The sequence below is a fragment of the Acidovorax sp. FW305-C-20-28 genome, assembly GCF_058783375.1.
This window is the reverse complement of sequence record NZ_JBYSYM010000015.1, coordinates 52,714-67,071: the sequence shown is the minus strand read 5'-3', so window position 1 is coordinate 67,071 and position 14,358 is coordinate 52,714. Positions and strand designations below refer to the sequence as shown.

13 protein-coding genes are annotated in these 14,358 nt (G+C 70.8%); 5 read left to right on the top strand and 8 right to left on the bottom strand.

What is annotated here, in order from left to right:
* Window positions 1–7: 7 nt before the first annotated feature.
* From AC3WOH_RS17980 to AC3WOH_RS17965, 4 genes are all read left to right on the top strand, one after another.
* A complete protein-coding gene (locus tag AC3WOH_RS17980; protein ID WP_492230674.1) occupies window positions 8–1,336 on the top strand; it encodes an ATP-binding protein in 1,329 nt (442 codons plus the stop codon).
* Entirely contained in the window at window positions 1,336–2,088 is a 753-nt protein-coding gene (locus AC3WOH_RS17975) for a response regulator (protein ID WP_492230780.1), read from the top strand. Before AC3WOH_RS17980 ends, AC3WOH_RS17975 begins: the two co-directional genes overlap by 1 nt.
* Window positions 2,089–2,482: 394 nt before the next feature.
* A complete protein-coding gene (locus AC3WOH_RS17970) occupies window positions 2,483–3,520 on the top strand; it encodes an alpha/beta fold hydrolase (protein WP_492230673.1) in 1,038 nt (345 codons plus the stop codon).
* A gap of 37 nt (window positions 3,521–3,557) precedes the next feature.
* Window positions 3,558–5,294 carry a cytochrome c biogenesis protein DipZ gene (locus AC3WOH_RS17965; protein WP_492230671.1) on the top strand — a complete coding sequence of 579 codons (1,737 nt, stop codon included), beginning with the start codon at window positions 3,558–3,560 and terminating at the stop codon, window positions 5,292–5,294.
* 36 nt (window positions 5,295–5,330) lie between these two features.
* Here the strand turns inward: AC3WOH_RS17965 and AC3WOH_RS17960 are convergent, their stop codons facing one another.
* Genes AC3WOH_RS17960 through AC3WOH_RS17950 form a run of 3 tightly spaced genes read right to left on the bottom strand, consistent with a single transcriptional unit; the run spans window position 5,331 to window position 9,195 of the window.
* A complete protein-coding gene (locus AC3WOH_RS17960; RefSeq protein ID WP_492230669.1) occupies window positions 5,331–7,553 on the bottom strand; it encodes a xanthine dehydrogenase family protein molybdopterin-binding subunit in 2,223 nt (740 codons plus the stop codon).
* Window positions 7,550–8,551: an FAD binding domain-containing protein gene (locus AC3WOH_RS17955; protein ID WP_492230667.1), complete on the bottom strand. Its 1,002-nt coding sequence runs from the start codon at window positions 8,549–8,551 to the stop codon at window positions 7,550–7,552. Before AC3WOH_RS17955 ends, AC3WOH_RS17960 begins: the two co-directional genes overlap by 4 nt.
* Window positions 8,552–8,553: 2 nt before the next feature.
* On the bottom strand, window positions 8,554–9,195 hold the full coding sequence (locus AC3WOH_RS17950; protein ID WP_492230665.1) for a (2Fe-2S)-binding protein: 642 nt from the start codon (window positions 9,193–9,195) through the stop codon (window positions 8,554–8,556).
* A 140-nt stretch (window positions 9,196–9,335) separates the two neighbouring features.
* On the opposite strand from AC3WOH_RS17950, the gene AC3WOH_RS17945 reads away from it, so the two are divergent.
* A complete protein-coding gene (locus AC3WOH_RS17945; protein WP_492230663.1) occupies window positions 9,336–9,782 on the top strand; it encodes a winged helix-turn-helix transcriptional regulator in 447 nt (148 codons plus the stop codon).
* Window positions 9,783–9,791: 9 nt separating this feature from the next.
* Here AC3WOH_RS17945 and AC3WOH_RS17940 read toward each other — a convergent pair whose 3' ends face one another.
* The 5 genes from AC3WOH_RS17940 to glxR all read right to left on the bottom strand — a co-directional run bounded on the left by AC3WOH_RS17940 (window position 9,792) and on the right by glxR (window position 14,347).
* Window positions 9,792–10,277, bottom strand: coding sequence for an RrF2 family transcriptional regulator (locus tag AC3WOH_RS17940; protein ID WP_492230662.1), 486 nt, complete (start codon window positions 10,275–10,277; stop codon window positions 9,792–9,794).
* 34 nt (window positions 10,278–10,311) lie between these two features.
* On the bottom strand, window positions 10,312–10,986 hold the full coding sequence (locus AC3WOH_RS17935; RefSeq protein ID WP_492230660.1) for an alternative oxidase: 675 nt from the start codon (window positions 10,984–10,986) through the stop codon (window positions 10,312–10,314).
* A gap of 144 nt (window positions 10,987–11,130) precedes the next feature.
* Window positions 11,131–12,039, bottom strand: coding sequence for an EamA family transporter (locus AC3WOH_RS17930; RefSeq protein ID WP_492230658.1), 909 nt, complete (start codon window positions 12,037–12,039; stop codon window positions 11,131–11,133).
* A gap of 125 nt (window positions 12,040–12,164) precedes the next feature.
* Window positions 12,165–13,439 (bottom strand): glycerate kinase type-2 family protein, encoded by a 1,275-nt coding sequence (locus AC3WOH_RS17925; RefSeq protein WP_492230656.1) that lies wholly within the window; start codon window positions 13,437–13,439, stop codon window positions 12,165–12,167.
* Window positions 13,439–14,347 (bottom strand): 2-hydroxy-3-oxopropionate reductase, encoded by a 909-nt coding sequence (glxR, locus tag AC3WOH_RS17920; RefSeq protein ID WP_492230655.1) that lies wholly within the window; start codon window positions 14,345–14,347, stop codon window positions 13,439–13,441. Before glxR ends, AC3WOH_RS17925 begins: the two co-directional genes overlap by 1 nt.
* Between the last annotated feature and the right edge of the window lie 11 nt (window positions 14,348–14,358).

The following is a 14,358-nucleotide window of genomic DNA, read 5'->3' as shown; positions in this document are numbered from 1 at the left end:
GAAACCCGTGCCTTCATTCCTTCGGCGGCTCTGGCCGTCCACCCTGCTGGCACGGACCACGCTGCTCGTGGTGCTGGGCATGGCGCTCGCGCAGCTGCTGACCTATGTGGCCATCCGCTACGAGCGCGGCCAGACGCTCATGAACCTGATGGTCAGCGGCGTCGAGCGCGACATCGCCAGCTCGGTGGCCATCCTGGACCGCCTGCCCGCCAGCGAGCGGGCGGACTGGCTGCAGCGCCTGGAGCGGCCCAACTACACCTTTGTCCTGCAGGGCAGCGTGGACACGGCGCCCCCCACCTCACCCGCCCTGTCGCGCTTCGCCGAAGTCGTGGCCACCGCACTGCGCCCGTTCCCGGTGCTGGCCGTGGGCCAGCTCGAGAACATGCCGGAGACGGTGCGCATGCAGGTGCGCCTGGGCGATGGGTCCTCGCTCTATGTGCTCGCGCGCCGGGTGCCCATGCCGGTTGCGGACTGGGTCACCTGGCTGCTGCTGGCCCAGCTGCTGGTGCTGGCGGCCTGCGCGGGCGTGGGCATGCGCCTGGTCACGCGGCCCCTGAAACGGCTGGCGACCGCGGCCGACCAACTGGGCCCCGACCTGCAGCCCGCACTCGTGGCAGAGAGTGGCCCGGCCGAGGTGGCCCAGGCCGCACGCGCCTTCAATGCCATGCAGCGGCGCATTGCCGGCTACCTCAACGAGCGCATGCAGATCCTCGCGGCGATCTCGCATGACCTGCAGACCCCCATCACCCGCATGCGCCTGCGCGTGGACCTGCTGGAGGGCCTGCCCGAGGCCGACAAGTTCCGCCACGACCTCGATGCCATGCGCACCCTGGTGCAGGAGGGTCTGAGCTATGCCAAGACCTTGCAGGGCTCCAACGAGACCCCGCGCCGCCTGGACCTGGATGCCCTGGTGCGCAGCACCGTCAACGACTACGCCGACACGGGCAGCCCGGTCACCCTGGTGGGCGAGGCCGGCGTGCCCGTCACCACGCGCCCGCACGCCCTGCGCCGCATCCTCACCAACCTGGTCGACAATGCGCTCAAGTACGGCGGGCAGGCCGAAGTGCGCCTGCGGCTGGAGCCGGAGCACCTGTGCATCGATGTCTGCGACCGCGGACCGGGCATTCCCGAGGAACAATTGCTGGCGGTGCTGCAGCCCTTCTACCGTGTCGAGGGCTCGCGCAACCGCGAGACCGGTGGCTCGGGCCTGGGCCTGGCCATCGCGCACCAGCTGGCCCTGTCGCTCGCCGGAGAACTCAGCCTGCACAACCGCCCCGAGGGCGGCCTGTGCGCGCGCCTGCAACTGCCCGCCCCAATCCCCATCGCATCCCCATGATGAGCAGTACCCCTGTTGCCCCCAGCGACCACATCCTCGTGGTCGACGACGACCGCGAGATCCGCGACCTGGTCAGCGCCTACCTGCAGAAGAACGGCTTTCGCGTCACCACCGTGCCCACCGGGCGGCACATGCGCCAGACCCTGGAGACGATGGGCCCGTTCGAGCTCATCATCCTGGACCTGATGCTGCCCGGCGAAGACGGCCTGACGCTGTGCCGCGACCTGCGCGCCGGCAAGTTCAAGGCCGTGCCCATCATCATGCTCACGGCCCGCGGCGACGAGGCCGACCGCGTGCTCGGTCTCGAGATGGGGGCCGACGACTACCTGGCCAAGCCCTTTGCCGCGCGCGAGCTGCTGGCGCGCATCAAGTCCGTGCTGCGGCGCACGCGCATGCTGCCCCCCAATATGCGCAGCACCGACGAGGCGCGCTACCTGGCCTTCGGCAACTGGCGGCTGGACACCGTGGAGCGTGCACTGCTCGACCACGAGGGCACCATGGTGCCCCTGAGCGGGGCCGAGTACCGGCTGCTGCGCGTGCTCGTGGACCACCCGCAGAAGGTGCTGACGCGCGACCAGATCCTGTCCATCACCCAGGGGCGCGAGGCCGAGCTGTTCGAGCGCTCCATCGACCTCATGATCAGCCGCCTGCGCAAGTGCCTGGGCGATGACGCGCGCGAGCCGCGCTACATCAAGACCGTGCGCAGCGAAGGCTATGTCTTTGCCGCCCAGGTCGAGGCGCTGGACGAATAGGGGTGGCCATGCGCAGATGGTTGTTTTCATTGCTGTTCCTGTTCGGCGGCCTGGCCTCGGAAATCAGCCAGCCGACCGGCAGGCCCTGTGGCGTGCCTTCTGCCAACGCCGGGCTGCCACCCCGGCGGCGCGGTGCCCTCCCGCCGTCCTAGCCTCCTCTTTCTTGCGACCACCACGTCACCGCCACCTTCAGGGTGGCGGTGGCGTTTGCGGGATGCGGCCGTGCGCCTGCGGGCTGCGGCTTTGTATGGCTGTGTATCCGGCGCGCATTGCGCTACACCACCATGCACTTCCAGGGGGGCCATGACACATGCCACATACACGGCGGCGGTGTACTGGAGCCAGCCGCCGACACCGGGTCGGCGCCCTTCAAAACCCCCTGAAAGTACCGCACATGGACTCCCGCCACACCCCCTCCACCACCACCCGCCGCCGCAGCTTCCTGGGCGGTGCCGCCCTTGGGCTGGCCATCGCCCCCCTCGGCGGCCTGCTGGGCTCTGCGGCACAGGCCGCGACGGCCAGCGGCGGCGCGACCCGTTTCGGGTCCTACAAGACCGTCGATGCCGGTGACCTGCGCGTCGAGTACGCCGAAGCCGGGCCGGCCAACGGCCCCGTCGCCATCCTGCTGCACGGCTGGCCCTATGACATCCATGCTTTCGTCGATGTGGCACCGCGCCTGGCGGCCGCCGGCTACCGCGTGATCGTGCCCAGCCTGCGCGGCTATGGCGGCACGCGCTTCCTGTCGGCCGATACGCTGCGCAACGGCCAGCAGGGCGCCGTGGCCCAGGACATCATCGCGCTGATGGACGCGCTCGGCATCCGCCAGGCCGTGCTGGGCGCCTTCGACTGGGGCGCACGCACGGCCTGCATCCTGGCGGCCATCTGGCCCGAGCGCGTCACCGGCCTGGTGTCCGTGAGCGGCTACCTGATCGGCAACCCCCAGGCCAATGCCAAGCCGCTGCCGCCGGCCGCCGAGTTCGCCTGGTGGTACCAGTCCTACTTCGCCACCGACCGCGGCCGCGATGGCTATGCCGCCAACCCGGCCGCGTTCAACCGCTTCATCTGGCAGCAGGCCTCGCCCCAGTGGCAGTTCGACGAAGCGACCTACCAGCGCAGCGCCCAGTCCTTCGACAACCCCGACCATGTGGCCATCGTGGTCCACAACTACCGCTGGCGCATCGGCCTGGTGGGCGGCGAGGCGCGCTTCGATGCGCTGGAGTCCCGGCTCGCGACCGCGCCCAGCATTGCCGTGCCGTCCATCACGATGGAAGGCGACGCCAATGGCGCGCCCCACCCGGACCCGGCCGTCTATGCGAAGAAGTTCACGGGCCGCTACCAGCACCGCCACCTGGCCGGCGGCATCGGCCACAACCTGCCGCAGGAAGCACCCGCCGCCTTCGCGCAGGCGGTGATCGACGTCACGCGCCTCTGACCCCCGCGCGCCCCCTGTCTGCCTGCCTGGAACTGCCATGACCCTGTACATCCTTGCGTTTTTCAGTGGGATGCTGACCCTGCTCAGCCCCTGCATCCTGCCGGTCCTGCCCTTCGTCTTCGCGCGCCAGGACCGGCCTGCCGCGCAGGGCAGCCTGCCCTTGCTCGCCGGCCTGGCCGTGGCCTTCGCCACCGTGGCCACGCTGGGCGCGGTGGCGGGGGCCTGGGCCGTGCACCTGAACCAGGCCGGCCGCTGGGTCGCGCTGGCCTCGCTGGCCTGGTTTGCGCTTTCCCTGCTGCTGCCCGGGGTGGCGGGCTGGTGGAGCCGGCCGCTGGTGCAGGCCGGCGAACGCCTGCTGCGCGTGCAGACAAGCAGGCCCTGGCTGGGCTCGGCGCTGCTGGGCGTTGCCACCGGCCTGGTCTGGTCGCCGTGCGCAGGCCCGGTGCTGGGCCTGGTGCTTTCCAGCGCCGCCCTGGCCGGCCCCGGGGTGCAGACCTCGCTGCTGCTGCTGTCCTATGCTGCGGGTGCTGCCCTGGCCCTGTGGGCCGCGCTGCGGATGGGGGCCCGGCCTCTGGCGGCCCTCAAGGCGCGCTGCCTGCCCGGCGTCGCCGGTCGCCGCGTTGCGGGCGGGGTGATGCTGGTGGCCGTGTGCGCGGTCGCCCTGGGCCTGGACACGGGTGTGCTGGCCCGGCTCACCGGCCCCGGCGCTGCGGGGCTCGAAGCCCGCCTGCTGCAAGGGGCGATGCCAGGGGCCGAGGCGGCCGAGTTGCCCGCCGAGCGCAACGCCACGGCGCGCCCCTCCAGCCTGCCCATCGAATCCACGCGGGCCAGCCTGGACGGCGGCACCCAGTGGCTCAACGCCGCACCGCAGTCCATGGCGGCATTGCGCGGCAAGGTTGTGCTGGTGAACTTCTGGACCTACTCCTGTGTGAACTGCCTGCGCACCTTGCCCTACGTCAAGGCCTGGGCGCAAAAATATGCGGACCGCGGCCTCGTGGTCGTGGGCGTGCACACCCCGGAGTTCGCGTTCGAGAAGGACGCCGGCAACGTCCGTCGGGCCTTGAAGGACCTGGGCATCACCTACCCCGTGGTGCAGGACAACGATTTCCGCATCTGGCGCAGCTTCGACAACCGCTACTGGCCGGCGCTGTACTTCGTCGACGCCCAGGGCCGCGTGCGCCACCACCAGTTCGGCGAAGGCGGGCATGCGGCCTCCGAGCGCGTGATCGAGGAACTGTTGCGCGAAGCCGGTGCACCGGCCGCCGCAGCCAGCGCCAGTGCCACGCAACCGGACACCCGGGGCCTGGGCCTGGCGGCCGATGCGGCCACCTTGCGCAGCCCCGAGACCTACCTGGGCTACGAGAAGGGCAGCCGCCCGCGCGTGGCGGGCAGCGTGGTGGCCGACCTGCCGGCAAACTACCGCGCCGCGCCCTTGCAGACCAATACCTGGTCGCTCGCGGGCAATTGGACGCTGGCGCCCGAGTTCGTGCAGGTCCACCAGCCGGATGGCCGGCTGGCGGTGCGCTTCGAGGCCCGCGATGCCAACCTGGTGCTCGGCACCGCCACGGGGCAGCCCCTGCGCTTTCGCGTGACGCTGGACGGGCAGCCCCCCGGCATCCACCACGGCACCGACGTGGATGCCGATGGCAACGGCGTGGCCGATGCCACGCGGCTCTACCAGCTCATCCGCCAGGGCGGCGCGGTGAAGCCGCGCACCGTGGAGATCCAGTTCCTGGATGCGGGCGCGCGCGGCTATGCCTTCACCTTTGGTTGACGGGCCTGCAGGCGCCCGCGCGGCATGTCCCGCTGGTCAGAGCAGGTGCTCCAGCCGGATCGGCAGCTCGCGCAGGCGCTTGCCCGTGGCGTGGAAGATGGCGTTGGCAATGGCCGGGGCCACGCCGGTCATGACCACCTCGCCCAGGCCCTTCACGCCCAGGGCGTTGAGGTGCGGATCGGGCGCGTCGATGAAGTCGGCCTCGATGCTGCCGATGTCGAGGTTCACCGGCAGCACATACTCGGCCAGGTTGGCGTTGAGGAAGCCGCCGTAGCGCGGGTCGACCTCGCTGATCTCGCGCAGCGCCGCGCCAATGCCCCAGACCACGCCGCCCTGCACCTGGCTGCGCGCGGTGCGCGGGCTGGCGACGCGGCCGCAGTCGGCCACGCTCACCACGCGCGGCACGCGCACGCGGCGTGTGTGGGGCTCGATGCGCACCTCGACGAAGTGCGCGATGTAGCTGAAGGCCGTGAACTCCGGGTAGTGCGGCCCCGCCGCCGAGGGCAGGCCCTGGGCCAGGCGGCCATAGATCGGCTCGGGCTGGCCGGGCGCACGGTGGCGGCTTTCCACCTCGATGAAGGGCGTGCGCGCGGCCTTGAGGATCTGCGCCGGCGTGCGGGCGCGCCGTGAAGGGTTGAGCGCCGCCAGCTCGGCCCTGGCCTGTTCGGCCGCCTGGAGCACTGCCGGCAGGGCCGTGGCCGTGCCCCAGGAGCCCGCGGTCAGGTGCTGGGGCACGCTGCGCGTGTCGCCCAGCACCACGGTGACTTGGCGGGCCGGCACCTGCAGCACCCCGGCCACGGTGTTGGCCACGGCCGTGCGGATGCCCTGGCCCATCTCGTGCCCGCCGATGTCGATGCGCACCCGGCCATCGTCCGACACGCGCAGCCGCGCGATGGCTGGCGCCGTGGCTGCCTTGTAGGCGCCGGCGGCCACGCCCCAGCCGATCAGCGTGCCGTCGGCCGCCCGCATGGACCCAGGCTCCGGGCTGCGGCGCGCCCAGCCAAAGCGCTCGGCGCCGCGCATGAGGCACTGCGCCAGGTGGCGCGAGGAAAAGGGCTTGCCCGACTGCGGGTCCACCGGCGTGTCGTTGGCCAGGCGCAGGGCCACCGGGTCCTGGCCGGTCGCGTGGGCCAGCTCGTCCATGGCGCTTTCGAGCGCGAAGCAGGTGAAGTGCTCCCACGGCCCGCGCATGAAGCCCGGCGTGTGCGTGTCGGTGCGCACCAGGCTTTCGCGGCCACGGAAATTCGCGCAGGCATACATGCTGGCCGATATCTCGGTGCACGACGAGGGGAACAGGTCGTGCTGCGAGGTCTGCTGCTGCACCTCGTGCGTGATGGCCTGCAGCCGGCCCGCGGCATCCGCCCCCAGCTGCAGCCGGTGCGTGCTCGCGGGCCGAAAGCCCGAGGCATGGAACACCTGCTCGCGCGTCACCACCAGCTTGACCGGGCGGCCCAGCCGGCGTGCCGCCAGCGCCACCAGCACCGTGTGGCCCTGCAGCGAGTTCTTCTGGCCGAAGCCCCCGCCGACCGAGGGCGAGACCACGCGCACCTGATCGGGCGGCAGCGCCAGTTGCCGCGCCAGGCCATGGCGCAGCGCGCCGCTGTTCTGCGTGGATTCGTACACCGTGAGCATGTCACCCTGCCAGTGCGCCACCGTGCCCAGCAGCTCGATGGGGTTGGCATGCTGGGCGGGGCCGCGGTACTCGGCCTCGACGCGCACGGGCGCTACGGCATAGGCCGCATCCGCGTCACCGCGCAGCTTGTCGGCAAAGGCCGGCTTGGGCAGCGGCAGGTCGGCCTGGGGGAGGGCGCGGTTGCCGGATGCGCCGAAGTCCACGGTGAAAGGCGTCTCGTCGTACGTGGCGTGCACCAGCGCCGCCGCCTCGGTGGCCGCCTCCAGCGTGTCGGCCACCACGATGGCGATGGGCTGGCCGTAGTAAGCGATGGCCGTGCCGGCCAGCGGCTGCAGGCTTTGCACGCCATAGCCTCCGCCCAGGATGAAGCCGGCCGAAGTCAGGCCTTGCACGTCCTCGTGCGTGAGGACCAGGCGCACGCCGCGCACGGCCTGGGCTGCGCTGCGGTCGATGGCGCGCACGGTGCCGCGGCCGATGCGTGCCACGGCGAGCATGGCGTAGGCCATGCCGGGCAGGTTCTGGTCCGTGCCGTAGCGCGTGGCGCCGCGCACCTTGTCATGGGCGTCCACGCGTGCGGTGTCGGGGAAGGCCTTGGGGTGTGGTTGTGCTGTTGTCGTCGTGGTCATGCCGTGCCTGCCCGTTCCCTGGCGATGAGGAGTGCGTCGGCCACCGTCTGGCGGCCCAGTTCGATGCGAAAGCCGCTGTGCTGCCCGGCCCGCGCGTCCGCAAAAGCGATGGCGCCCGCGCGCAGTGCGCTTTCGCGCGTGAGCGGCTGGCCGATCAGCGATGCTTCGGCGGGGCGTGCACGCCAGGGCCGGGTGGCCACGCCGCCCAGCGCAATGCGCGCAGCGCGCACCACGCCGCCTTCGATCTGCAGCGCCACGGCGGCCGATGCCAGGGCGAAGGCGTAGGACTCGCGGTCGCGGACCTTGTGGTAGGTGGAGGCGCGGCCCAGCGGCGAGGCCGGCACGCGGATGCGCGTGACCAGCTCGTCGGGTGCGAGGGCGGTCTCGATGTGCGGCGTGCTGCCCGGTTCGCGGTGCAGCGCCTCGATGGGAATGGAGCGCTTGCCGCGCGGGCTGATGGTGTCCACCATCGCATCAAAGGCCGTGAGAGCGATGGCCCAGTCGCCGGGGTAGACGGCGTTGCAGGCCTCGCTCGCGCCCAGCAGGGCCTGGCCACGGTCGGCGCCTTCGATGGCGGCGCAGCCGCTGCCGGGTTGGCGCTTGTTGCAGGGGTAGGCCTCGCCGCCGCGAAAGTAGGCGCAGCGCGTGCGTTGCAGCAGGTTGCCGCCCACGCTGGCCATGTTGCGCAGCTGCTGCGAGGCGGCCTTCCACAGCGATTCGGCCAGCGCCGGGTAGAGCACCATGACGCGTGGGTCGGCGGCCACCCGGGCCATGGGCGCGAGCGCGCCAAAGCGCAGCTCGGGCCCCGCGGTGTGGATGGCCGTGAGCTCGCGCACGCCCGTGATGTCGATCACGGCGGGTGGTGCCATCACGCCCAGCTTCATCAGGTCGTACAGCGTGGTGCCGCCGGCCAGGTAGCGCGTGCCCTCGGGGGCTGCGGCCATGGCGCGCACGGCATCGGCCGTGGTGGTGGCGCGGGAATAGGCGAAGGGGCGCATGCTCAGGCCCTCCGCACCAGGGGCGCCGCCTGCTGGATGGCGCCGACGATGCCCACATAGGCGCCGCAGCGGCACAGGTTGCCGCTCATGTACTCGCGGATCTGCTCGGGCGTCTTGGCATGCCCTTCGCGCACGCAGGCAATGGCCGCCATGATCTGGCCCGGAGTGCAGTAGCCGCACTGCAGCGCATCGTGGTCGATGAAGGCCTGCTGCATGGGGTGCAGCGCGCCGCCGGGGCCTTCGATGCCCTCGATGGTGGTCACCGCACGCCGGTCGGCCTGCGCCGCCAGCGTGAGGCACGAGGCCACGCGCTGGCCATCGAGGTGCACCGTGCAGGCGCCGCACTGGCCATGGTCGCAGCCCTTCTTGGCGCCCGTGAGGGCCAGGTGCTCGCGCAGCGTGTCGAGCAGCGAGGTGCGTGCATCGACCACCAGGGTGACCTGTTGGCCGTTGACCTGCAGGCGAATGGGCAGCGCATAGGCAGGCGCAGAGGACGGCGTCGCCGGGGCAGCATTGGCATCCATGGCGGCGCCGCCCGACAGCACGGCGGCTGCGCTGCCGAGCACCACCTCGCGGCGGTTGAGTTCGGGACCGGCCAGGGCGGCCGGCGGGGTGGTGGGGGCGTCAGGGGAGGGGGGCTTCATCGGTGTTTCCTGCTAGGGGGAAACCAGCCCAACAGCACGTGTGGCCATTGGCGGGTCGTGGTGGGGCGGATCGTATGATCGGCCCGAGCCCATGGGAAGTAGGCACTTGAAAGTGCCTCACTTACCGCGCGGAAACCGCCATGACCCTGCACGACACCACACACGCCCATCGCCACCCGCTGCACAAGCACCCGCCGCCGGGCCCCACCGACCCCGAGCTCGATCGGCTGGTGCGCGAGATCATTGGCCGCGTGGCCGACAAATGGACCATGCTGGCGCTGGAGGTGCTGGCCGAGCATGGGCGCCTGCGCTTCACGCGCGTGGGTGAGCTGGTGGGCGACATCAGCCAGAAGATGCTGACCAAGACCCTGCGCCAGATGGAGGCCGATGGCCTGGTGGTGCGCACCGTGTTCGCCGTGGTGCCGCCGCGCGTGGAGTACGAATTGACCGAGCGCGGCCAGAGCCTGGGCGCCGCCTTCTGCGGCGTGTGGCTGTGGGCCGAGGAACACCGCCAGGGCATCCTCGAATCGCGCCAGGCTTTCGAGGACGGCAGCAGCGCTGCCACAGGTGGGTGCGAGCCGTCCTGACGGCCGGGCTCAGGCCGGCCGCTGGCCGGCGCGGCCGTGGCTGGACAGCGTGTTCCAGGTGATGGGTTGCCACAGCGCCAGCTGCGCCAGCGCGGGGCTGGTGTTCACCAGGTCGGCGATCGAGTAGCGGTCGAGCTCGCGCAGAAAGACCTCGGTGGCCTGCTTGAGGGCCACCTCCAGGCCGCAGCCGCCGGTCAGCACGCACTGGTTGTCTTCCCCCAGGCATTCGACCAGCGCGAAGTCGGCCTCCAGCCGGCGCACCACCTCGCCCAGCGAGAGCTTGCGCGGGTCGGCCGCCAGGCGCATGCCGCCGTTGCGGCCGCGCACCGTGTCCACCCATCCGGTCTTGCCCAGCGCCTGGGTCACCTTCATCAGGTGGGCCTGCGAGATGCCGAAGGCCTCGGTGATGTCGGCGATGGTGACCAGTGCATCGGTGCGCGAGGCCAGCACCAGCAGCACGCGCAGGGAGTAGTCGGTAAAAACGGTCAGGCGCATGGGGCAGGGCGTGAAGGCATTGCGCCGGATTGTCTCAGCTGGCGTGCTGCTGCACGGTGCCTGGGCTGGTCAATGCATCGGCAAAGCCATGGTTCACATCGCGGTGGCCGGCCTCGTCGGCGCGCACGGCCAGCACCACATCGCGCAGGCGGGCGTCGGCCGGCAGCTTCCAGTAGGCGATGGCAATCTCGGGGGCCGGCACGTTCCCGACCCGGCCTTCATCGATCTCCTGGAGGTACAGCGTGTAGCTGACCACGGCCTGCTCCTCGAAATAGCCCACCAGTCGGTGTGCCGTGCGCGACGAGACCAGGTACAGCGCAAAGAAGCAGACGAAGAACACGGCCTGGGTGAAGAGGATGACCACGCGCTCGAACCAGCTGGGCCGGGCGATCTCGATGAAGGTCATGAGGTGCATGCGCTCGTTCTCGGCTTCGTCCAGCAGGGTGCGGATCCAGCCTGCGTCGTCCACCATCCAGCGCAGGCAACGCAGGTGCACGAGCATGCCGCCCACCATGCCGGGCACGGCGGCCACGGTCTCCAGAACAATGGCGCGGTTGCCATAGCGCTTGGCGAAGAAGGTGTCGGCAAAGAAGCGCAGCGCCAGGGTGATGGTCAGGGCCACACGGTCGGACAGGCCGTGGGCATTGTGGTGGGCATCGAGGCTGCAGGCGCTATCGGGGGTGTTGTGGGCGTGGGTATCGGTGTTCATGATGGCATTCCAGTGGTGGCGCTGGGGTCACAAGGCCAGGATCCTGGATGGCTGCTGTCTACCGCGCTGCGTAAACATGTATTTAATGTATATCTTTAAATGACCTCTGTCAAGGCGGCGGCTGTGCTCGCCGGCGTCAGGCTCTCAGGATTTCCAGCGCAGCCTTGCCAGCAGCGGCGCGCCGAACAGGTTCACGAACAGGCCCACCATGAGCAGCGCGCCGCCCGCGAAGTGCACCGGCTGCAAGGTTTCGCCAAAGGCGATCCAGCCCGTGGTCAAGCCCACGAGGGGCACCAGCAGCGTGAAGGGCGCAATGCGGTTGACGGGATAGCGCGAGAGCAGGAAATTCCACACGGCAAAGCCGAACAGTGTGGCCCCCCAGGCGATGTAGGCCACCGATGCGAAGGACGCGAGGCTGAAGCCTTGCAGTGCGGTGGAGATAGCGGCAGGCCCTTCGATCAGCAGCGACAGCGCCAGCAGCGGCAGCGGTGGCACCAGGCTGGCCCAGACCACGAAGGCCAGCTGGTTCATGGGCCCGTAGCGGCCCACGGCGCGGCTCACCAGGTTGCCGCAGGCCCACATGGCGGCAGCTGCCACGGTGAGCAGAAAGCCCAGCAGCGGCATGGAGGCGCCATGCGCGCTGCCGATCAGCACCAGCCCGCCGGCCGCCAGCAGCAGGCCGGCGAGCTGGTTGCCCTGCCAGCGCTCGCGCAGCCACAGCACGGTGAGCACCAGCGTGAAGAAGGACTGCGACTGCAGCACCAGCGAGGCCAGGCCCGAGGGCATGCCCACGTGGATGGCGCTGAACAGGAAGGCGAACTGCCCCACCGACATGGTGAGCCCGAAGACCAGGTACAGCCGCAGCGGCACCTTGGGCGCCTTGAAGAACAGCAGCGCGGGAAAGGCCGCGAGCATGAAGCGCAGCGCCCCCAGCAGCAGCGGCGGCACGCCTGCCAGCCCGACCTTGATGACGGCGAAGTTGACGCCCCAGACCAGGATGACGAGCAGCGCCAGACCCAGGTCGCGCGGGCGCAGGGAAGAAGTGGGGGTCATGGTGCAACCCCTGGGGTTGCGGGGCGTGCGGTGGGGCAGGTCAGGCAGAACATGCCGGAATCTTAGGCCCCCGGTCGCCCGCCCGCCATGCGCGCGCAAGACGACCGAGGATCAGAATCGGACATTCACCCCGCGTCGATCACGATGGCACGGAAATCGTTCACATTGGTCATTGTGGGCCCGGTCACCACCGCGTCGCCCAGTGCACCGAAGAAGCCATGGCCATCGTTGCGCGCCAGCGCATCGGCGGGACGGATGCCCAGGGCCTGCGCGCGTTGCAGCGTGGTGGGGGTGAGCTGTGCGCCCGCAATCTCCTCCTGCCCGTCCACACCATCGGTATCGCCCGCCAGTGCATGGATGCGCGGGTGGCCCTGCAGCGCCAGCGCCATCGACAGCAGGCATTCCACATTGCGCCCGCCGCGCCCGTCGCCGCGCACCGTCACCGTGGTCTCCCCACCCGAGAGCAGCACGCAGGGCGTGGCAAAGGGCTGGTTGCGCTGCGCCACCTGCAGCGCGATGCCCGCGAGCACCCGGCCCACATCGCGCGCTTCGCCCTCCAGTGCATCGCCCAGGATGTAGGGCGTGTAGCCGGCCTCGCGCGCCACCTGCGCCGCTGCTTCCAGCGCCATCTGTGGCGTGGCCACCATGCGCACCTCGCTGCGGGCCAGGTGCGGGTGGTCGGGTTTGGGCGATTCGCCGCGGCCGGACTCCAGCAGTTCGCGCACTGCGGGCGGTAGCGCGATGCCATGGCGGCGTGCAATGTCCAGTGCATCGGCACAGGTCGTGGGGTCGCCCACGGTGGGGCCCGAAGCGATGTCCATGGGCGCATCGCCCGGCACGTCCGACAGCAGCAGCGTGAGCACGCGCGCCGGGTGGCAGGCCAGCGCCAGCCGCCCGCCCTTGATCGCAGAGAGGTGGCGCCGCAGGCAGTTCATCTCGGCGATGGTGGCGCCCGACTGCAGCAGCGCGCGGTTCACCTCCTGCTTCAGGGCCAGGGTGATGCCGGGCAGCGGCAGGGGCAGCAGGGCCGAGCCGCCGCCCGAGACCAGGCACAGCACCAGGTCGTCCTCGCGCAGGCCGGCCACGGTGCCGAGCATGCGTTGCGCAGCGGCCAGGCCGGCCGCATCGGGCACCGGGTGGGCGGCCTCCACGATCTCGATGCGCTGGCAGGGCACGGCATAGCCATAGCGCGTGACGACCAGGCCGCTGATGGGACCGCCCCAGTGGTCCTCCACCGCGCGTGCCATGGCCGCCGATGCCTTGCCTGCGCCGATCACCACCAGGCGGCCTGTGCCCAGGTCCGCGGGAGACGGCAGGTGCGGCGGCACGCACAGCGCGGGCTGGGCGCTGGCGATGGCGGCGTCGAACATGCGGCGCAGCAGCGCCTGCTGCGCTGCCATCAGCGTGCGGCCGCCTGGCCGATCTCGAAATGCGCCAGGGTCTCCAGCGCGCGCACCAGGGCCGAGTGGTCCCAGGCCGCGCCGCCCTGCGCCACGCAGCTGTTGAACAGCTCCTGCGCGGTGGCGGTGTTGGGCAGGGCCACGCCCAGGGCGCGCGCGCTGGCCAGGGCCAGGTTCAGGTCCTTCTGGTGCAGCTCGATGCGAAAGCCGGGATCGAAGGTGCGGCGCAGCATGCGCTCGCCATGCACTTCGAGGATCTTGGAGGACGCAAACCCGCCCATCAGCGCCTGGCGCACGCGCGCCGGGTCGGCGCCGGCCTTGGCGGCGAACACCAGGGCCTCGGCCACGGCCTCGATGTTGAGCGCCACGATGATCTGGTTGGCCACCTTGGCGGTCTGCCCGTCGCCGTTGCCGCCCACCAGGGTGATGTTCTTGCCCATCAGCTCGAACAGGGGCTTGACGCGTGCGAAAGCCGCCTCGGGCCCGCCCACCATGATGGACAGCGTGGCGTTCTTCGCGCCGACCTCGCCGCCCGAGACCGGCGCATCCAGGTAGTCGCAACCCAGGGCATTGATGCGGGCCGCGAAGTCCTTGGTCGCAATGGGCGAGATGGAGCTCATGTCCACCACGGTCTTGCCCTTGCTGAGGCCCGCGGCCACGCCGCTCTCGCTGAACAGCGCGTCCTCGACATGCGGGGTGTCGGGCACCATGGTGAAGATGATGTCGGCGCGCTCGGCCACGCCGCGCGCCGTCACGCACTGGGTGGCGCGGCTCTCGGCAATGGCGGGCGGCACGCGGCCCCGGGTGTACACGAAGAGCTGGTGGCCGGCCTGGATGAGGTGCTGCGCCATGGGCGCACCCATGGTACCGAGGCCGATGAAACCGATCTTGAGGGAGGTGGTGGTCATTGCGGTGTGTC